The sequence below is a fragment of the Limosilactobacillus alvi genome, assembly GCF_016900115.1.
Lineage (GTDB): Bacteria > Bacillota > Bacilli > Lactobacillales > Lactobacillaceae > Limosilactobacillus > Limosilactobacillus alvi.
Genome location: NZ_JACJJQ010000008.1, coordinates 1 through 20,809 on the forward strand (window position 1 = coordinate 1; position 20,809 = coordinate 20,809).

A 20,809-nucleotide genomic window follows, 5' to 3' on the forward strand; every position below is an offset into this window, starting at 1 on the left:
CCACGTTGGGCAGCCTAAACTAGACCAATTTAGCCTTAAAAATTCTATCAGTACCAGTTGACGAAGAGCCTTTTTTCATCCCCTGGTTTTGTTTGCTAAGTTTGTAAAGGGGTGATAGTTTGACCAATGCGATTTTGCGGATGGTAAAAGTTGCTTTTGACTTAGAAGTGTTATTGTCAAAGTAATATCTTTGGTGTAAAATAATAACGTTAGGGTGATCGATGGTATCGCTAGTAACAAATGAAAATTATGCAAAAAAGGCTAGTAATTTAGGGCCTGTTTATGTATAATAGTTAATGCTGATGCGCCCTTAGTGTAATGGATCGCACGTGAGATTCCGGTTCTCGAGATCGGGGTTCGACTCCCCGGGGGCGCATAATTAAACAGGATGAAGTAAAAGCTTCATCCTGTTTTTTCGTATATCGAAAATTTTTCCCGCGATGGATAAGTAGGTTGCGATTATAAAAAAACTTGGGATGATGTGGTTCGCGGCACCTTGCGCGCAATCTGATCTTATTTAGCATCGGAGAATTTTCAACGTAGCTTTTTCAATCAAAAGACCCAGCACTAAGGGGAATGCTGGGTCAAGGGGAAAGGGGTTATTGGGTAATTTGAGTGTGAGTATCTGTATGGGTGTAATGCAGGGGATAATTTCTTTATTGCGCTTCGTAAACGAGGTGTTGGTTAACAAATTCGGTAAAGCCGATTTCACTCAATTCACGGCCGTAACCAGAGTGCTTAACCCCACCAAATGGAATTTCAGGTAAGGATGCCCAACCATCGTTGATCCAGGACATTCCTGTTTCAATCTTGGCAGCCACTTCACGGGCGTGCTTTACTTCACCAAAGACGGTGTTTCCAAGGCCATAGCTAGAGTTATTAGCTAACGCAATGGCTTCGTCTTCGGTCTTGTAAGTGTAGACTTCTGCTACTGGACCGAAGAGTTCTTGATCGAAAATGGGATTGTTTTCGTCAATGTCAGTCAAAATAGTCGGTGGGAAGAATTGACCTGGTAAGTCAACTGATTCGTGTTGGTAAGCTAAGGTTGCCCCACCGGCAATGGCGTCAGCAACTTGCTTTTCAAGCTTTTCCTTGGCCTTCTTGGAAGAAAGCGGAGCTAAGGTTGTGGAACGATCCAGTGGATCACCCATCTTAACGTTTGAGAAGACTTCCTTAACCATGGCAATAAATTGATCTTTCATGTCTTCTGGAACGAGGAACCGCTTGGAAGAAGTACATACTTGACCGGCGTTAAAGAGCCGTGCAAATTGAATCGTAGCCTGCAACTTGTCCAGATCAGCGTCGTTCAGAACAATAAAGGCATCGTTCCCACCAAGCTCCATCGTACTCTTCTTGAGGTGCTTTGCGGCTTCGGTAGCAACGGCTTTGCCACCTCGTTCAGAACCAGTTAAGCAAACGCCGGCGATGCGTGGATCCGCGATGATGTCGGCAACTTGATCGTAGGAAATGAAGAGGTTGGTCAAGCTACCTGCTGGTGCCCCTGCTTCAGCAATCAAGTCACAGAAGGCTTGAGCAGAAGTCGGACAGTTGGCAGCATCCTTTAAGAGCATTGGATTTCCAACTAAGAAGTTTGGAATAAAGACCCGGGCGATTTGGTAGAATGGGAAGTTCCATGGTTCGACCGCCATCAATGCCCCAAGGGACTGCTTCAAAACATAAGCATTCCCAGACGCCGTGTAGATTGGCTTGGGTTGTAAGAACTCGTTGGCTTTGTCAACGTAGTAGTCACAAAAGGAAGCGCAAAGGTCAACTTCGGCTTCAGCTTCACCAATTAACTTTCCCATGTCGCGGACCATTAGTTCAGCGAGTTCCGTCCGGCGTTCCCGAAGTAATTCCCCCAAGCGAATGATCACGGCTTTCCGGGCTTCTAAGTCGTTGTCTTGCCTCCATAACTTGTAAAGGGCGTGGGCCTTGACTAAGGTTTGTTCAATTTCTTCGTTGGTCGTGTTTTCATATTCGTGTTCAACTTCATTGGTATATGGATTTACAGTTTTGTATGCCATTTGTGCATTCCTACCTTTCAAAATTGGCTGATTATTGACTATGGCTATATTGTAACCGCTTTTTTAAATTTCACAAGTGCTTTGGTAATTAAAGATTAAATACACAATAGTTGTTAATTGGTATTGTTATGATTGGTTGTGAAAAAAGTTGATTCTGACCGTTATTTCACAAATAATTAACGCACAAAGTTGAGTAAATGATGTAACCAAAATTGATTGAGAACAATTAAAAACCCTGTTATTTTCACCGCTGAAGTTTGTGAAAATAAAAAAATAATAGCAAGGATTTTGAACAGTCCTGTAAGATACGAAAAAGCCGAAGCTAAATTCAGAAAACGAATTTGCTCCGGTTAATTTAGCTATTTAAATTGATAGCTCAGTTTGGCTGTTTGCTTAAAATGGGACCCGCGCTTCAATTGCTAAAGCAACTTCCATTGGTGAAAGAAGGTTGGTTTCGATCGTGTAATTAGCGCAGGCTTGGTAGGCCTGGTGGCGTTGCTTTTTTAGGGCTTCAATTCCAGCTTGATCAAGCCCCTTGGCAAGCGGTCGGTTTTGGGTGTTGCCAAGCCGGGAGAGGGTTTCCTTAGCGTTAGCTCGCAGGTGGATAATCGGGACAGCAGCGTTTTGTAAGAGCGCCTGATTGTCAGCACGTAATGGCGTTCCGCCACCAGTTGCCAAGATTCCTGGTTGATCAATTACGGTCGCTAAGACTTGGTGCTCTAGCTTTCGGAAGTAGGTTTCACCGTGAGTCGCAAAGATTGCGGGGATCGTTTGGCCCGCCGCTTCTTCGATGGCTTGGTCGAGATCAATTACCGGGAGACTATGACGTTGTCCGAGGAGCTTACCAACGGTGGATTTACCGCTTCCCATAAAGCCGATTAAAATTAGTTTCATCCTAATCCCCCCGATCAATAATTTCGTAGTGTGGTGCTAAAACGGTGGCGGCTGTTTTGACTTCAGCTGCGGTCCGAAAGGTCAATTGAAGAATACCGTCAATTTCATCCCGGACTTCTAAAAGTTGGATGTTAATTAAGGACAAGTGGTGGTTGGCCAAAAGGTGAGTGACCTTGGCGATTGCGCCAACCTCATCCGATAAGTTTAAAAAGAGATCGTAGAAAGGCGCCCGAGCTGGTTGATTGAGTTTTTCGCGACTAACCTTAGCTTGATTGAAGAATTGGTGGATGGCGGTTTGATCTCCAGCTCCAATTGCTTGATCAATCTGGTGTAACTGGTCGATAAAACCGGTAAGTTGTTGGCGGATGATGGATCCGTTTGCCTGTAAGATCGCTGTCCACATGGTCGGATCTGCCGCCGCAATCCGGGTCACTGACTTAAAGCCCCCGGCCGCAAGTCGCATCCCTAAGGGTTGGGTTTTAAACCGCTGATTAGTTTGGTTAACTAAAGCTGCCGCAATGATATGGGGGAGGTGGCTAATCTGGCTTACAATTTGGTCATGTTCTTGGGGCGTGACCGTTAACCACTTAACATGGGTGGCACTAAAGAGGTCCTGGATTTGTTTAGTTGCTTTTAGATGGCCATTTGGGATCTGAAAGTAAAACGCATTTTCAAATAGGTCGGGTCGGCCCGCTTGGACACCACTTTTATGGGAACCAGCCATTGGGTGGCCGCCGACAAAGGCAACCCCCTGAGCTAATAATGGTTGGGCCGCCTTAATCACGGTTGACTTGGTACTGCCGACGTCGGTGATAATCACCCCGGGTTTCAAGTTTAACTTGGCAAGGGCTTTTAAGTCAGCTTCGATTTGACTAACGGGACTGGCTAAAACAATCAAATCAGCTCGTTCTACCTGGTCAAAACCGATCGTGGCTTGGTCGATAATCCCGTGATCTAAGGCATAGGCGGTTGTCCCGGCTTGCGGATCACTGGCCAAAATCTCTATCTTTGGATGGGCTAACCGGATTGCTTGGGCCAAGGAACTGCCAATTAAACCTAGGCCTTTGAAAAAGATAGTTATCATGCTTAAGCCTTCTTTCTAAACCTTGCTAGATCAGTAAAGAATTCCGGATAGGAAACTGCCACCGCGTCCGCGTGTCCTAACGCTAGGGGCCGGTCGGCTTTGAGGGCCGCAATCGCCAGCATCATCCCGATCCGGTGGTCCCCGTGACTATCGAGCTGGGTATTTTTGATTGTCCAGTGAGGACGCCCGGTAATGATCATTCCATCGGGGAGTTCGGTAACTTGAACGCCAAGTTTTCGAAGTTCAGCACTCACGGTCGCAATTCGGTCGGTTTCTTTGACCCGGAGTTCACTAGCTCCAGTAATCTTACTGGTGCCCTGCGCGCAGGCCGCCAAAAGCGCGACCAGAGGAAGCTCATCGATGACAGCCGGAATATCAACGGGTCCCAAGTTAATTGGCTTTAAGGAACTACTTTGAATGGTTAAGTCGCCAATTGGTTCGCTAGCACTAGGGTATTCAGTAACGGTAAGCTGAGCCCCCATCTGCTGGAGAACGTTCAAGATCCCGGTCCGCGTTGGGTTGAGGTTGACTCCGGTAAGGGTGATTTGGGAATGGGGAACGATTGCTCCCGCGACTAAGAAGAAGGCCGCTGAGGAAATATCCCCTGGCACCGTAACGGTTTGTCCCTGTAAGTGGGGTGCGGGATGAACGGTAATTGTCCGCTGGTCACTTGCTGTAGTTATGTCAGCGCCAAATTGGCGTAACATTAACTCGGTGTGGTTCCGGGTTGGAAGTTTTTCGATGATCGTAGATGGCCCATCGGCTTGGAGAGCGGCGAGGATTAAGGCGCTCTTAACCTGAGCGGAAGCTACTTGTAATTCAACCGTAGCGGGGTGGAGGATCTGACCAGTGATTGTGGCGGGTAAGGTCCCCGCTGGACTTAATCGGACTTGACCGCCAAAAGCCTTCAAAGGTTCGGTTACCCGTTTCATTGGCCGTTTTTGTAGGGAAGCATCCCCAATCATTTGACTTGCAAAGGGCCGTCCTGCTAAGAGTCCCATCATCAAGCGGGTAGTCGTTCCCGAGTTTCCCATTTGCAGGGGATGATTAGTGGCGTGGAGCCCAGCCCAGCCTTGTCCATGGATTAAGACTTCATCTTGAGCTTGTTCGATCTGTACTCCCAGCTTCCGGAAGGCTTGGAGCGTCCGGAGGCAGTCTTCACCGGCTAAAAAGTGGTGGATCTGGGTCGCGCCCTGACTAATGGCGCCGAGCATAACCGCCCGGTGGGAAATACTTTTGTCACCTGGGATGGCGAGGGTCCCGGCAAGACCGGTCGGGGCAGGTAAAAGTTGGGTCATTGGCTGTGTCCTTTCGTTGGTAAAATTTGGTACACACTCCAAAGCATCGGGGTGTGAATTGCTTTCAAAATGGTAATTTCCGGGTCAGCTGGTAAAAGGTTCTGACTAGTTAAGACGTATTCGCCGTTCAGTAAAAATTGGTTAGCCGCTACAACCTTGCTGGAACAGGCTTTAATTTGAATCTCCGGGGGCAAGAATTGTCTTAATAAATCAGCCGTTGCCGGATGGCTATAGGCCAGTTTTGTCGTCCGGCCTTGATAGTGGGCGACTGCCATCGGTGCCAGTTCAAAAACAAAGCCGTCAACTAACTGGAGTTGGTTTAAGCTTCGATAATGAAGTTGCCCCCAACTGAGGCCAGTCGGGCTTTGATAGGCCGCCGGAATTAAGAGATAATCACCGGCCAAGTGATTGAGTTGATCATAAATCGCCGTAAAGCTAGGGTGGAGTTGGACCGTAAATTGGGGATGGGTGTTTAAATACGCCGCCGCGGCGTGAGCACTGTCAGTTGCCGCTGGGCCAAGAGTATGCAAGATCATTGGTTCATTTCCATGCGCCAAGCTTTGACTTGGTCTTGTAAGCGGGCGAGGTTGTCGCCTTCAAAAGCCTCCAGGATGGCCTTGGCAAGTTCAATTGCCACCACGTTTTCAACGACTAAAGCGGCCGGAACAATTGCCGTGGTGTCAGACCGTTCGACGTTGGCTTTCATGACTTCCTTCGTTTGGACGTCAACGGTTTGCAGGGCCTTATAGAGGGTCGGAATCGGCTTCATCGCCGCATTCACGACTAATGGCATCCCATTAGTCATCCCCCCTTCAAAGCCACCGAGGTGGTCGGAAAGCCGGTGGTAGCCAGTTTTTTGATCAAAGGCAATCGGATCCATGACTTGACTCCCGGGGCGGGTAGCAGCTTCAAAACCATCCCCGATGGCAACCCCCTTCATGGCGTTAATCCCCATCACGGCGCCGGCAATTTTGGCATCTAATTTAGTGTCCCAGCTAACGTAAGAACCTAAACCAACGGGGACATTTTCCGCGATCACCTTGATCAAACCACCCAGAGTGTCACCGGCCCCCCGGGTATCATCAATTAACTGGTGAATGGTATCGACCTTGTCGGGATCAGTAATCCGCAGGTCATTGGCGGCGGTGACCGCCTTGATTTCTGCGACGCTTTTTAGGGGTTGCTCTGCTGGCACGGGGCCAATCTGGCGGACGTAACCAACGATTTGAATGTCCAGAGCGGCTAAGAGTTGTTCACAGACGTTGCCAATGGCGACCCGCATGGCAGTTTCGCGGGCTGAGGACCGTTCCAAGACGTTGCGCATATCGTTATGGCGGTACTTGAGGCCCCCGACTAAGTCAGCGTGACCTGGGCGGGGCCGGGTCACTTTCCGGGTCGTGTTTTCCGGCGTAGCGGGAGCTGTTGGGTCCATGATCGCACTCCAATGGGCGTGGTCGCGGTTGTGGATGACTAAGGTAATCGGTGAACCCAAGGTTACCCCGTGACGGACCCCACCGAGGATTTCGACTTGGTCATGTTCGATCTTTTGGCGGTTACCCCGGCCGTAGCCCCGTTGGCGATCAGCTAAGGCGGCGTTAATTTGGTCGACGTCAAGGGTTAAGCCGGCCGGAATCCCTTCGATAATTCCCGTGAGTTGAGGGCCGTGTGATTCGCCGGCAGTAAGATAAGTAAATGTCATGACTTCCTCCCATTATTGTCGTTCTAAGGCCCGTGATTGGGCCATAATCGTTTTAAAAACTTGTTGCAAGGGTTCTTTTAATGATGGATCTGCCTGCCCAACTTGCGCAAGGATTTCGGCTTCCCGTTGCGGATCGCAAACCGGTAACTGGGTAGTTTGTTTGAGATTACCCACCTCAGTTACTAGGTTAAAGCGTTGAATTAACAACTGTTCTAATTGCTGGTTAATGGTGTCAATTTCGTGGCGGAGTTGGTTTAAATCAGCCATCTTAATCCCTCCTTACTTTGTCCGGTGCAAACCGGCCAGGACAATCACGATTACCGTACCAACTAGGCCGACGATTAAGTCACCTGAGAAGGCGAGGGCAATGCTTTGGGCAGATAAGAGCCCGGTAATTAGTGGAACTGTAAAGGAAGCAATACTGCCGAAGAAGTAAAAGGCGCCAGTGATCATTCCGTGGTGACTGGGGAAAAGCTTCATGAAGACCGTTAGTCCGGTTTGCATGGCCCCACCAGCCGCCGCAAACCCAAAGATAAGACTAGCCAGATTAGCTAACCAAACGATCCGGCCGGCAAAAAGCAAAATTGCTAACGCAACCACGGCCGTTAAGTTCAAAGCGATCAAAAGCTTTAGTTCGCTAACGGCACGGTTTAAGAGAATAAAGAGAATAATCACGCCGGTGATGGAACCGATACTGTAGAGGGATAAGATAAAGTGAGCCGCTGTTTCGCCGAAGTGAAGTTGTTGCTGGGCAAAGAGGGTGATCCATTGGGTAAACCAGATCATCAAGGCCATTGAGGTGTAGCCGTAACCGAGTAATAAAATTGTAGCGACGACTTTTTTAAATCCTCGTGGACCGTGACTAGTTTGACTAACGGCCTGGTTAAGTTGTTTTAGTTCGGCGTGGTTAGGAAAACGGACGGTTAAGACGTTGATGAAATTTAAAACAATGATGGCAGCCATCACAATGAAGGACCAGCCAAACCACCATTCGTGATTTGCTAGGGTCGCAACTAAGATGGGGAGGATAAATTCCCCGAGGGACATGAACCCCTTTAGTAAAATCGTGCCGTCCCCCTTGCCATGGTTGATTTCAACTAAGGTCGTGTAGGTTCCGGCATCGAGCGCTGAGTTGGCGATGCCGGCAAGGATGGCGAGACCGTAAGCAACGGGGATGGAAGGATTCATTACCATCCCAACGGCAAAGACTAGGTAACACAACATCCCGATGACGACGAAGAGTTTCCGACTTAAAAGGTCGGCTAAACTTCCAGTGATTAGGTAAGCAATTAAACGACCAACCCCAATCCCGGAAATCACGAAGGAGACGGTCTTCAATGGCACGTTCCAACTATTTCCGAGGGCGGTCATGTTTTGGGCAAGGATGATAATCCCAAACCCGTGAATTAAGTAATTTAAGTAAAGGGTAAGTGATAAACGCCATTTATTGATATTCACAGTCGTTTGACTCCCTGGGGCAATTTCCATCATGGACCTCCTAAATTAATTATCACGAGGGAAACGAAAAAAACCAACTAGCATGCTTTGGGGGACGCAATCTAGTTGGTTTTCAAGTTAATATTAATTGGAGTAAATGCTACTCACTAACTTGACCCTGCTAGATTAGTACCTAGCAGAAGTCGTTAAAAGATGACTTTGCTTCGGTACGAACGCCCGCGTCCGTACCGAAATGGCCGGACGATTACTTAAAATAAGCAAAGCCAAAATAGAAACTCGTCATCTTTAGATTAAGCAACATTCTTAAAACTCCCTTCGAAAATTGTTGGTTATATTAAAACATTCTCATTTGGTGATGTCAAGAAGAAAATTTGAAAAAGGAGAAACTGGGAAATTAGACTCGTAAAGTGGTTATGATTGCCAGAATTCCTCGGCGAGGCGTTCACCTTGATCGATTTTAGCCCACTGTTGGTCAATCGTTAGTTCATTGCCTTCGTCACAAGAGGCAAACCCACATTGATGAGAGAGATAGAGCCGATTCTTATCCAGAATAGTGGCTGCCCGATTAAGAAGGCGACGAACCCGATCCTCATCATCAAGTTCAGCTCGTTTACTTGAAAGTAGACCGAGAACCACTTCTACTTCTGGCCGATTTTGAAGGACTTTGAGGGCCGCTAGATCCCCTGCCCGTTCATCATCCCACTCCAAGAAGAAACGATCGTAGTGTTGTTCACCGAGAAATTTCTTGGCGATGGTCGTATAGGAGCCGCCGGCAGCATGACGGGAGGCGTAGTTGCCCCGACAATTATGAGTCCATACTTTTAGACCAAGTTGGTGGCCATAGTCGGCAACCGCATTGTTAATCGTAATGAACTCGTCGGCAAGGCCGGCAACCTTATTGTCATCCCCCTTAAAGAAGGATTGTTGATTATCGGAAGCAAAGAGTTCCCAAAGGCAGTCGTCAAATTGAATGATTTCGCCCCCGGCAGCTTTATATTCGGTTAAAAATTCCTTATAAGCGTTAATTAAACCATCGCGAAGGTCGGCTGCTGTCTGATAGACTTGGTTGTCTCCATAGAGATGATCAAAGATGGATAATTCGGTATAAGCGTGGGCGGCACCCCAAACGGTTGTTTTAATCGTTTGGTTAGGGGCGAGTGCTTTAAGTTCCTTGAAGATATCAATAAAATGGTGTCCCTTACCTGAAAGGGGAGCGGTGATGCGGACACCGATGTCTTTACGGGTTTCATAGTCGGATCCATCATGATCTTCAAAGGTGTATCCGTGGTCAGCAATGTAGCGTTCTACTCCCTGAAGGCCCCAGATAAAATCAAGGTGCCACATTGACTTGGAGTATTCGCCATCGGTAATGACCGAAATGCCGTGATCAAGTTGATCCTTAACGACTTGCTTAATCGCAGCTGTTTCAGTTGCTTGATAACCAGGAAAGTCATCATAAAATGGATAGGTAATGTCATCCCGTTTTTCGATGGCGCGCTTGTACTTCAATAATTCAGGGGTCCGCAGTAGTGATCCTACCAGTTGAAATCGATTAGTTGCCATGTTTTCTTTCCTCCTGTGCTTTAAGTTGACATTAGTATAACAAGGCTAGTTGATTTTAGATAATACTTATTAACTTGATGGTATAATAGGCATTACTTATAAGAAGGGGGAATCCGCGTGCGAATTCGACAATTACAATACTTTGAAAAGATTGCCGAAACTGGCTCGATGAACGAAGCGGCTAAACAGCTTTATATCAGCCAGCCATCACTTTCTCAAGCAATGAAGGAGTTGGAAAAGGAGTACCAGGTTCAATTGTTGTACCGGTCCAAGGTAGGAATTACGCTAACTGATGCGGGACGGGAATTCCTCAATTATGCCCGGGGAGTTTTAGACCAAGTTTCCTTGTTAGACGAACGTTTTGGGACGAAAACGACCCATAAGCAAATTTTTTCCGTTTCTGGGCAACATTATGCCTTTGTTGTTCATGCTTTTGTGGAATTAGTAAAGAAGATTGGTAAAGAAGAATATAATTTCACCCTACGGGAGACCCAAACCGAAAACGTCCTTAATGATATCCAAAACTTAAGGAGTGAGGTGGGGATAATCTACCTAAATCCTTTTAATGAAACGGTAATGCAACGCTTGATCAGTGAACGGAATCTCGAATTTATTCCGCTTTTTTACGCTAAGCCCCACGTCTTCGTTAGTCGGGATAATCCACTGACTAAAAAAGTCTCACTAACGATTAGTGATTTGGAAGACTACCCTTACCTTTCGTATGAACAAGGGGAAACGAATTCCTTTTACTTCAGTGAAGAAATCCAATCAACGCTCAAGCATAAAAAGTGGATTCAGATATCAGATCGGGCCACTATCTTTAACTTAATGGCTGGTTTAAACGGCTACACAATCAGTTCAGGGATTATTTCGGCTGATCTGAATGATGATAAGATCGTGGCGATTCCCCTTGAAGTGGATGATTATATGGAATTAGGTTATCTAAAACGTAAACAAATTGAGCTATCACCGATTGGTCGGGATTATATCAACCTCTTAAAGCAACATATTAAAAACTTTGGCTTTTCAATCATTGGTGAGGCGGATGAAACAACTAGGTAAAAGCTAGAATGCAATTAATTGTAAAAACAAGACCAGATAGATCTAAAAAGCTGCGCAAAATCAACACAAATTGCGCAGCTTTTTAGATCTGTTAGGTGTCATTTGGGATGTTTGGAAGATTTCGGTTTGATTTTGCAGCTAATGGTTGATAATTCGGTAATGAAAACACCTACATTTTTCGGGTGGGGGCTGCTATACTTAACAAAAAATGGGAGGAAATTTATGAGTAAGCAAATTTACGTTGTTGGCGCAGCGATTTTAAATGAGAAGTACCAAGTCTTAGCTTCCAAGCGAGCAGATGACCGAATTTTAGGGACGCTTTGGGAATTCCCGGGTGGCAAAATTGAACCAGGCGAAACCCCAGAGCAAGCGTTGACCCGGGAGTTACGCGAAGAATTTAACGACCAGATTACGGTCGGTCCAGCTGTTGGTCCAACTTCAGTTTACGAATATGACTTTGGGACAGTCCATCTAACGGTCTTTTATGCCCATCTTGAAAGTCACAACTTTGATTTAGTAGCTCACAGTGAATTGCGGTGGTGTGACCAAGCAAAACTGGGTGAATTAACTTGGGCTGGTGCCGATGCCCCAATTGCAAAGTTAGTTAGTCAAGCCAACTTAAAGGAGATTTTGTTTTGAGTACTAATCAACACCAGGATTTTGACTATGGGCAGTTAAGTAGCCTGGCGTCAGCGATCCAAAAAGAAACCGGCGTGGCCCGCGAAGTTGCCGGGGCAGTTTTAAATGGTTACGTTAATAGTGATCAATTTCCGACAGCAGCTAAGTACGCGCCACGGCTTTTGACCAATCAATTTGGTAATCAGATTTACGATCAAATCAAAACCGAATTGGAAGAATGCCAAAGTTTTACGTTTGCCGTTGCTTTTATCACGGATGCGATGTTATCAAATCTCAAGCCAATCTTCTTACGGTTAGCTAATCATGGAGTGCAGGGGCGGCTATTAACTTCAACTTATCTTTGTTTTAACAGTCCCAAGGTTTTCCACGAACTATTAAAAATCCCGAATCTAGAAGTTCGTCTCGCTGATGTAGATGGGTTTCATCAAAAAGGTTACATTTATGAAAAAGAGGGCTACCAAACAATCATTATTGGGAGTGCTAACTTAACGGAAAAAGCCCTAATGAAGAACCAAAATTATGAGTGGAGCTTGCAAATTTCATCCTTGGATAATGGAGAGATTGTTCACCAAGTCAGTGAAAATGTGGAAACGGAATGGCGAGCAGCGCAGGCATTGACAGAAGGATGGATTGAGCTGTACGCCAGTAAATACGCAGAAGCAAAGCCTGCTTTACAGCAGATCCATTCAGGCCATGTGATTGTTGATCGGCCAGGGAAGCAAACGATCAAGCCCAATCAAATGCAACGGGATGCCTTAGGTCAGATTCAAAATCTGCGGAACCACGGGGCTGATCGGGGATTAGTGGTTTCAGCAACCGGGACGGGGAAAACTTACTTAGCCGCTTTTGACGTTCAGAATTACCGCCCCAAGCGGATGCTTTTTATTGCTCACCGGGAACAGATATTGAATAAATCTCGCCAAAGTTTTCAACGGATTCTTGGTGGTCCGGATCAAGACTTTGGTTTGTTTACCGGAAATCACCATGAAACGGATGCCAAATACGTCTTTGCCACTAACCAAACCTTAGCTAAGGAAGCTAATTTAAAGCAGTTTAAGCCGGATCAATTTGATTACATTTTAATTGATGAGGTCCACCACGTGGGGGCTAGTACCTACCAGCGGATTTTGGATTACTTTAAGCCGCAGTTCTTCTTGGGGATGACGGCAACGCCAGAGCGGAATGATGACTTTAACGTCTTTGAACTGTTTCATTATCAAATTGCTTATGAAATTCGCTTGCAAGATGCCTTGCTGGAAGGGATGCTTTGTCCTTTCCACTATGTGGGGGTCCATGATTTTGAGTTCAAAAACGATGCCGATAATGAAGTAATCAATCAATATAATGCGGCTTTAGCGAAGAATAAATCAGCGAATGACCTTGAGCAACGAGCGTTAAGCCTTTTAAGTAGTCAAGAGCGGGTTAAGTATATTCTGCAAGCCACGGATTACTACGGTTATTCGGGGGATGTTTTACACGGGCTGGTTTTCTGTTCAAACCGGCAAGAAGCCAAAGAAATTGCGGCTAAATTTACGCAGCAAGGTCATCCGGCTAAAGCATTAACTGGCGAAGACTCGCAAACAATCCGGGAAGCGGTGGTAGCGGAATTGGAAGCTGGTAAGATTGACTACATTGTGACAGTTGATATTTTTAACGAAGGGATCGACATTCCCTGCGTTAATCAGGTCGTTTTCTTGCGAAATACCAATTCCAGCATTATCTATACTCAGCAGTTAGGACGGGGGTTACGGAAAGCATCAAATAAAGATTACGTGGAGATTATCGACTTTATCGGGAACTATCAAAATAATTACCTGATCCCAATTGCTTTGACGGGAGATAATTCTGCTTCTAAGGATAATGCACGAGGAACAATCAACACGGAACCGACGATCGGCCTTTCCACGATTGCCTTTGACGAAGTGGCTAAGGAGAAAATCTATGAATCCTTACGCCAAGTTAAATTGGATGAAATGCGGCGCTTGAAGGGAATCTACCAAAACATTAAGCAACGGGTGGGGCGGATTCCACGCTTAGAAGATTTTTAACGATTCGATTCAGTGGATCCGGAAATTTTAGCTAATAAGCAAAAAAATTATGCTCGCTTCTTGCAAAAGATGAAAGAAGATGTCGTAGTCACCGATCAAGAAGATAAATGGTTAACTTTCTTAACTGCTGAACTGCTGAACGGAAAACGACTCTATGAATTGACCTTGTTAGAACTTCTTTTGAATCAACAAACGGTAACTGGCAAGGAACTTCTTAGCCTTCTAAAGGCCCGCGGTGCTTATCTCAAAGACTGGTCACTCTGGTCAATGCGGCAAGTATTGAGTCTCCAGTTCTTCAGTGAAAAGGCCGCCCCGAATCGTGCGGGGTATGGTGGTGAATCCTTGATTAACTGGGATGAAACAAGTGATACCTATACCTTAAATATTCACTTGCAAAAAGCGTTAAAAACGAATGAATGGTTTGCCAAACTTTGGCGTGATGGGGTCACGACCGGTGTTCTCCGGTCAAAGCGCTACTTGGGTGCGACTCCCTTCAAGTTAGGAGAGAAGTATACTCGGAAGGATACTTTACGATTAACTGGCTATAAGCAAAATCTCACCCCATTAAACATTGGTGGCTACTACTTTACCGATCGGGAAGGGTTAATCTTCATGACCTATGACAAAGCGGAGAATATCCAAAAGTCGATTGATTATGAGGACCGCCTGTTAGATGATCAACACTTACATTATTATTCCAAAAACAATCGTCGCTTGGATAGTAGTGAGATCAAAAAATTTCAGTCGGGTGATTATGAGTTACAACTCTTTGTTCAAAAATCTGGGGCAGACGATAACAAGACTTTTTATTACCTGGGAACGATGAAGTATACCCCAGGATCGGCGCGGCAAGAAGAAATTGCTGGTAAGCCGATTGTTTCGATGAATTTTACTTTGGCTCATCCGGTTGAACACAACCTGTACGAATTATTTACTAAGGGGAATTAATTTTCCAGGAAATACAAGAGGGAGTGAACCAGCCAATTGGTTTGGCGTTTGTGAGCCCATGCAAGGCTGAATCGATTGGTGTAACCGACAGGGAAGCAACTGCATTCAGCTACTGCTTTGACCGTAGTTGCTGAGTAACATTCGGAGATGAAAGAAGAGGGTGGGAAGAAACTTGAGTTTCTTCCCACCCTCTCGCTTTATTATTTTTACTGTTTGATGTGGTTTTACAAAAATAAGGAATGTTGATTTATCGGGCTTTCTAGCACCAATCAACATCCCTTAATAGCTTAAAAATGGAGATGAGGGGAGTCGAACCCCTGTCCGAGCATATCGCCATCCTAACCTCTACGCTCATAGATTAACTACTTAAGAATTTAACCTACCAAAACGCCGCTAATCAAGGCAAACATGCTAGGCGAGCTGGGAAAATCTCTTTCGCTAACCCCCAGCTGAAGCTAACAACGTAGTCCACTAATTAATGAAACCCGAAACCGCATCATGGACGAACCCGGTCCGGATTTACGTCCGCTTACCGGTTAGGCAGCGAGGGCGTATGATTGTGAATTATTGTTTGCAGTTATAATTTAAAAACTGAGCGTTTTTAGAAGCGCCACCTTCAAACGCAATTAGAACTCGACCTATACCCGTCGAATCCAAAAAACATCCCCAAAATAGGTTACAAACACTATACCATATTCTTAAAGTTTCTTTCAACTTTGCGGATTTCAAAGAAAAATCATGAAAGCTCGGTATAATTAAATAAAATCATGCAACGGAGGCCAAAAAGATGAAAATTTTGATGGTTGAAGACAATCAATCAGTCTGTGAAATGATGGGAATGTTCTTCAAAAAAGAAAACTGGGAAGCTGAATTTGCTTACGATGGTGAAGCAGCCGTCACCATGTACGAGGAAGGTAAGGACGAGATTGACATTATCCTTTTGGATTTGAATTTACCAAAAAAGGATGGGATGCAAGTTGCGGCCGATATTCGCCGAATTTCACCAACCGTGCCAATTATCATGTTAACAGCACGGGATTCCGAATCCGACCAGGTATTGGGACTTGAAATGGGGGCAGACGATTACGTCACTAAGCCATTCTCTCCAATTACTTTAGTTGCGCGGATTAAGGCGCTTTACCGGCGAACCCAATTAGGGCAAATTACTCAACGGGCTTCTAAGGTGGCATCCGACTTTGATGTCGAAACACCGCACTTCAAAATGAATAGTAAGACCCGGGAGGCCTACTTAAATGGCAAGTTAATTAATGATTTGACGCCAAAGGAATTCGATCTTTTGAAAGCCTTAGCCTCCAAGTCTAAGCAAGTCTTCACGCGGGAACAATTGCTTCAGTTGGTTTGGAACTATGAGTTTTATGGAGATGAACGAACGGTTGATGCCCACATTAAAAAGCTTCGCCAAAAGATGGAAAAGGTTGGCCCCAAGGTAATCCAAACTGTTTGGGGGGTTGGTTACAAGTTTGATGATTCTAACATCGAGGGGTAAAGTATGCGATTAGTTTGGCGCCAAATGTTGGGGATTTTGGTAGTCATTGTGGTATTATGTACCACCTTAACGATTTCTTTTATTGGGGTAACTAATCGTACCCTGTACTTAAATACCTGGCGGCAGCTATCCCAAAATGCGGATAGTTTAATTAACGATGATGAAATAATTTTTAATAAAAAAACTGGACAGATTATTGGTATCGAAAAGAGCCAAATTGATTCCAAGTCACGGATGCTAACGCGACAACACGTAAAATTTGCAATTTACGATGGAAAACATAAACTACGTTATACTAACGAAAATGAGTACACCCCCACTATTAATAACAGTGAGTGGCAAAAATTAAAGCAGGGCAAGGCAATTCAGAAACGGACCTCCATAACCTCGTTTCGTAAATCGATAGCAAGGGGAAAACAACATCCAGAACCGCCAGAGATGACCATGGTCATTAAACCCTATTTCTACAAGGGTAAGTTGGTAGCTGCCGTCACGATTGGCTCTTTTACTTCAACCATGCGGCAAAATATGCATCAAATTGTCAATGATTTGCTGGTTTCCTTTTTATTTGCAGTTTTGATTGCCTTGATCATTTCCTTCTTTGTTTCCCGGTCGCTAACTCAACGAATTGATGCGATGAACCGGGCAACCCGGCAAGTGGCCAAGGGAGACTACAACGTTCACCTTGAAAATCATCAAAAGGATGAACTGGATGAATTGAGTCATAATTTCAACGTCATGGCGCGGTCTCTCCAAGAATCACAAGAAGAAATTAAAGATCAAGAAGAGCGTCGGCAACAACTCCTGGCCAATGCGGCTCACGAAATGAGGACACCATTGACGACGATTAATGGGATTCTCGAAGGATTAGCTTACGATGTGATTCCAGAAGATGAGCAAAAGCACAGTATCGAGTTAATGCAACAAGATACCAAGCGTTTAATTCGGTTGGTTAATGATAATTTGAGTTACGAAAAGATTCGGACCAACCAAATTTCCTTGGATCGGAAGATGTTTGATGCCGGTGCGGTAATCACAAATCTCCGGGATCAATTAGCTAAGAAGGCCCAAGAAAAAGGAGACGAACTAATCGTGACGGCTCCACCTGAGCTTAGGGTTTATGCTGATTACGACCGATTTGTTCAAATCCTTTTTAATATCATTCAAAATGCGATCCAATTTACCGACCATGGGAAGATCACAATTAGCGGGGAGCGGGTGACGCATGGGACCCAATTTAGTGTCCAAGATACGGGGATTGGTATGACCGAAGAACAAATCAAGCATATTTGGGAACGGTTCTACAAAGCTGATCGTTCCCGGATGAATACCCGTTATGGTGAATCTGGAATTGGGATGGCAATCGTTCATCAATTAGTAACGCTGCATGGCGGTAAAATTAAGGTCGCATCAAAGTTAAATAAGGGTTCAACTTTTACCGTTTTCTTCCCTAGTCAGCAATATGCGCCGCATGCCGGAACGAAAAAATCCTATGAAAATAAGCATGAAAGCGATAAATAATTTGCAATTAATCTTGACTTCCGTTAAAATGTTAAACGTTTTCCAAAAAGCATTGATTGGCAACAACCGGTGCTTTTTCTGTGCAGTCTTGTGTAAACGGTTTCGATACACGAAAAATTTGCCAGGCTGAGAGTAAAAAAGAGATTTAGAGAGATTTGATATAGGAGAATTTTTTTATGGCCTATTTAATTGCGTTAATTCCGGCCCTTGGTTGGGGCTTTATGCCGATTATTACCGGAAAGATTGGAGGTTCCTCAGCTAACCAAATTTTTGGGATTGGGGCTGGAGCTTCAATTATCGGGATTTTAGCCTTCTTAGTAATGCATCCACACGTTTCGGCAACTGCTTTTATTTTTTCCCTCGTTTGTGGGGCCCTTTGGTCAACGGGACAAGTTGGTCAGTTTGAGTCTTTTAAACGGATGGGAGTTTCTAAAACAATCCCATTATCCACGGTTTTCCAATTAGTTGGTAATTCTATCATTGGGGTGCTGTTTTTGGGGCAATGGTCTGGAAGTAAGGCCTTGATGATTGGTTTCGTTGCCTTATTGATTGTGGTAATTGGTGCATTATTGACTTCCGTTAGCGATGAGGCCGAAGGCAGCCAAAAGGTAACCATTGGAAACTTCTTATTTTTATTGGTTACAACGATCGGATACTGGGTCTATTCCACATTTCCGAACTTACCACAAGTTAAGCATGAGGATCCGGTTGGCGTTTTCCTACCAGAAATGCTTGGGATTTTGGTTGGCGCGGCTATTTACTCAACCTTCGCAACCAAAGGTGCTAGTTGGAAACAAGCGGAAAACTACAAGAATATCCTTGGTGGGCTCTCCTGGGGGATCGCTGCGTTTGCTTATATTTTTGCGGCTCGGCAACTGGGAAGTAATACGGCCTTTATTTTCACGCAATTAAACGTGATTATCGCTACCTTTGGGGGGATCTTACTCCTTCACGAACACAAGAGTGCTAAAGAAATGAAGTTTACCGTTGGCGGAATTGCGCTGATTGTGATCGGAAGTATTTGCACAATTTTTGCCTAATTAAAAAATTAAAGCAAGGAAACGCGTTCTTTTAAGAACGAGCTTCCTTGCTTTTTTAAAATTTGTATTGTTATTATTTGCACAATACGATATGAGAGATTCTGGGGAAAACACGAGCTTCTCCCCAGAATCTTTTTAAGATTACTTGATGCTTCTTGAATTTTTTTGAAGTTGAAGGCCTGCAAAGTGGTTGCTTCTGCCAAACAAAATAAAAAAATAAGAGTTAATCAAGTACCGACAGAAGAATGTTGAGAACGCTTTCTAAAATAGTTGTGGATGTAGTTGCAGTGTGTGTAAGTAATAGGGGGGGATTCAAATGGATTCAACTGCGACACCACAAAATCACCGTTGGCGGTTAAAGATGCCCGGTGCCTTTACAATTTTATTCTTCTTGACGGTGATTGCGGTCATGCTGACGTGGGTAGTGCCAGCCGGGAGTTACTCCAAGCTTCAGTATACTAATAATCATTTACAAGTAACGAAACCTTCTGGAGCGAAGGAAAGTTTACCAGCAACGCAAGCGACCTTGGATAAGTTGAACGTTAAGATCGACATCCAACAATTTAAGTCCGGGGCGATTTCAAAGCCGGTTTCGATTCCAAATACCTACCAACGGCTCAAGCAACACCCAGCTAGCATTTATAGTATTTTTACCAGTATGGTCAATGGGACCATGCAGGCTGTTGACATTATGATTTTTATCTTCGTGCTTGGGGGCTTGATTGGGGTCGTTAAGGAGTCTGGTGCTTTCGAAGCGGGACTAATGGCCTTAACTAAGAAGACTAAGGGTCGTGAATTTACCATGGTTTTCCTAGTAGCGGTTCTCTTGATGCTTGGGGGAACTTTGTGTGGGATTGAAGAAGAGGCGGTAGCCTTCTATCCAATCCTCGTTCCGGTCTTTCTTGCGATGGGGTATGACTCAATTGTCTGTGTTGGGGCAATTTTCCTGGCTAGTTCGATTGGGCGACCTTCTCAACGATTAACCCCTTCTCAGTCGTCATTGCTTCCAACGCCGCCGGAACGAACTTTACCCAAGGTTTGATCGGCCGGGGTATCGGTTTGGTAGTGGCCGGAATCTTTGTGATCCTTTACCTTCACTGGTATGCGCGGAAGATCCAAAAAGATCCGAGTTCCTCTTACACTTATGAAGATCATGAATCCTTTGATGCCATGTGGACAATGGAGAGTGATGCTGTTTCACCGGACTTTGATTGGAAAAAGAAGGTTACTTTGACCCTCTTTGCGGTGGCTTTTCCGCTAATGATCTGGGGCGTCATGGCCAAGGGCTGGGGTTTTCCTAATATGGCTGCTTCCTTCTTGACGATTGCGATTATCATTATTTTCTTGAACTGCTTTGGTAAAAATGGCCTGGGTGAAAAACGAGTTGTTGACGCCTTTACTAATGGTTCAGCCAGCCTAGTTGGGGTTTCAATGATCATCGGCCTTGCCCGGGGGATCAATTTGGTTTTGAACAACGGGTACATTTCCGATACCATCCTGTATGAATCGACGAAGTTAGTCCAACACATGAGTGGTTCAATGTTTATTATCATGATGATGCTGATCTTTTTCGTTCTTGGTTTCATTGTGCCATCTTCATCTGGTTTAGCGGTACTCGCCATGCCAATCATGGCTCCGCTGGCCGATACGGTGCAGATTCCTCGTTATGTCGTGGTTACTGCTTATCAATTTGGACAGTATGCAATGCTCTTCTTAGCTCCAACTGGGTTAGTTATGGCGACCTTGCAAATGCTTGATATGAAGTACTCCCACTGGCTTCGCTTTGTTTGGCCAGTGGTGGTCTTTGTCCTCGTCTTTGGGGGTGCCCTCTTGGTTGGCGAAGTATTAATGAATTAGCAATCAGCGAAACAGATGAAGTCACTAACTTGGGTTGGTTAGTGGCTTTTTAATTTTAAAAATGAGTGAAAATGGTTATGGGTTAGCCGAAGCTTTCACTACCGCAATTGCTGATGGTTATCCACCGTTACCAACTGGGGATTCGATGGGGATAAATAAAATTCGTC

The 20,809-nt window shown here is 45.1% G+C and carries 16 protein-coding genes, 1 tRNA gene, 1 other RNA gene and 1 pseudogene; 9 read left to right on the top strand and 10 right to left on the bottom strand.

Features of this window, described 5'->3' with window-relative positions:
* Positions 1-304 precede the first annotated feature (304 nt).
* Positions 305-376, top strand: a tRNA-Arg gene (locus H5993_RS02585).
* A 280-nt stretch (positions 377-656) separates the two neighbouring features.
* Here the strand turns inward: H5993_RS02585 and H5993_RS02590 are convergent.
* The 9 genes from H5993_RS02590 to H5993_RS02630 form a co-directional block, all read right to left on the bottom strand.
* A complete protein-coding gene (locus H5993_RS02590; RefSeq protein ID WP_204776100.1) occupies positions 657-2,024 on the bottom strand; it encodes an NAD-dependent succinate-semialdehyde dehydrogenase in 1,368 nt (455 codons plus the stop codon).
* 393 nt (positions 2,025-2,417) lie between these two features.
* Positions 2,418-2,918 (bottom strand): shikimate kinase, encoded by a 501-nt coding sequence (locus H5993_RS02595; protein ID WP_204776101.1) that lies wholly within the window; start codon positions 2,916-2,918, stop codon positions 2,418-2,420.
* A gap of 1 nt (position 2,919) precedes the next feature.
* Complete coding sequence (locus tag H5993_RS02600) at positions 2,920-4,002, bottom strand: prephenate dehydrogenase (protein WP_204776102.1); 1,083 nt, start codon at positions 4,000-4,002, stop codon at positions 2,920-2,922.
* Positions 4,003-4,004: 2 nt separating this feature from the next.
* Entirely contained in the window at positions 4,005-5,300 is a 1,296-nt protein-coding gene (aroA, locus tag H5993_RS02605) for a 3-phosphoshikimate 1-carboxyvinyltransferase (protein ID WP_180870451.1), read from the bottom strand.
* On the bottom strand, positions 5,297-5,836 hold the full coding sequence (locus H5993_RS02610) for a hypothetical protein (RefSeq protein WP_204776103.1): 540 nt from the start codon (positions 5,834-5,836) through the stop codon (positions 5,297-5,299). The genes aroA and H5993_RS02610 overlap by 4 nt, the downstream gene beginning before the upstream one ends.
* On the bottom strand, positions 5,833-6,999 hold the full coding sequence (gene aroC, locus H5993_RS02615; RefSeq protein ID WP_180870447.1) for a chorismate synthase: 1,167 nt from the start codon (positions 6,997-6,999) through the stop codon (positions 5,833-5,835). The genes H5993_RS02610 and aroC overlap by 4 nt, the downstream gene beginning before the upstream one ends.
* Before the next feature lie 12 nt (positions 7,000-7,011).
* Entirely contained in the window at positions 7,012-7,266 is a 255-nt protein-coding gene (locus tag H5993_RS02620) for a chorismate mutase (RefSeq protein WP_204776104.1), read from the bottom strand.
* 12 nt (positions 7,267-7,278) lie between these two features.
* Positions 7,279-8,487, bottom strand: coding sequence for an MFS transporter (locus H5993_RS02625; RefSeq protein WP_204776105.1), 1,209 nt, complete (start codon positions 8,485-8,487; stop codon positions 7,279-7,281).
* Positions 8,488-8,868: 381 nt separating this feature from the next.
* Positions 8,869-10,020, bottom strand: a complete 1,152-nt coding sequence (locus tag H5993_RS02630; RefSeq protein ID WP_204776106.1) for a cobalamin-independent methionine synthase II family protein — start codon at positions 10,018-10,020, stop codon at positions 8,869-8,871.
* A gap of 117 nt (positions 10,021-10,137) precedes the next feature.
* Here H5993_RS02630 and H5993_RS02635 point away from each other — a divergent pair, with 117 nt between their 5' ends.
* The 4 genes from H5993_RS02635 (at position 10,138) to H5993_RS09460 (ending at position 14,717) form a co-directional block, all read left to right on the top strand.
* The gene (locus H5993_RS02635) at positions 10,138-11,082 is read left to right on the top strand and encodes a LysR family transcriptional regulator (protein ID WP_204776107.1); all 945 of its coding nucleotides are present in this window, start codon (positions 10,138-10,140) and stop codon (positions 11,080-11,082) included.
* 222 nt (positions 11,083-11,304) lie between these two features.
* Positions 11,305-11,721 carry a (deoxy)nucleoside triphosphate pyrophosphohydrolase gene (locus H5993_RS02640; protein ID WP_204776108.1) on the top strand — a complete coding sequence of 139 codons (417 nt, stop codon included), beginning with the start codon at positions 11,305-11,307 and terminating at the stop codon, positions 11,719-11,721.
* Positions 11,718-13,769, top strand: coding sequence for a DEAD/DEAH box helicase family protein (locus H5993_RS02645; protein ID WP_239457952.1), 2,052 nt, complete (start codon positions 11,718-11,720; stop codon positions 13,767-13,769). The genes H5993_RS02640 and H5993_RS02645 overlap by 4 nt, the downstream gene beginning before the upstream one ends.
* 12 nt (positions 13,770-13,781) lie before the next feature.
* Positions 13,782-14,717, top strand: a complete 936-nt coding sequence (locus H5993_RS09460) for a DUF3427 domain-containing protein (protein ID WP_338033122.1) — start codon at positions 13,782-13,784, stop codon at positions 14,715-14,717.
* 291 nt (positions 14,718-15,008) lie between these two features.
* On the opposite strand, the gene ssrA is transcribed toward H5993_RS09460, so the two are convergent.
* Positions 15,009-15,385, bottom strand: a transfer-messenger RNA (tmRNA) gene (gene ssrA, locus H5993_RS02650).
* A 119-nt stretch (positions 15,386-15,504) separates the two neighbouring features.
* Between ssrA and H5993_RS02655 the strand changes: the two genes are divergently transcribed.
* The 4 genes and pseudogenes from H5993_RS02655 (at position 15,505) to H5993_RS02670 (ending at position 20,642) form a co-directional block, all read left to right on the top strand.
* Positions 15,505-16,224 carry a response regulator transcription factor gene (locus H5993_RS02655; RefSeq protein ID WP_204776109.1) on the top strand — a complete coding sequence of 240 codons (720 nt, stop codon included), beginning with the start codon at positions 15,505-15,507 and terminating at the stop codon, positions 16,222-16,224.
* Positions 16,225-16,227: 3 nt separating this feature from the next.
* Positions 16,228-17,745, top strand: a complete 1,518-nt coding sequence (locus H5993_RS02660) for a sensor histidine kinase (protein ID WP_204776110.1) — start codon at positions 16,228-16,230, stop codon at positions 17,743-17,745.
* 176 nt (positions 17,746-17,921) lie between these two features.
* A complete protein-coding gene (locus H5993_RS02665; protein ID WP_204776111.1) occupies positions 17,922-18,785 on the top strand; it encodes a GRP family sugar transporter in 864 nt (287 codons plus the stop codon).
* 316 nt (positions 18,786-19,101) lie between these two features.
* Positions 19,102-20,642, top strand: a pseudogene (locus tag H5993_RS02670) (YfcC family protein).
* The last annotated feature ends 167 nt before the right edge of the window (positions 20,643-20,809 follow it).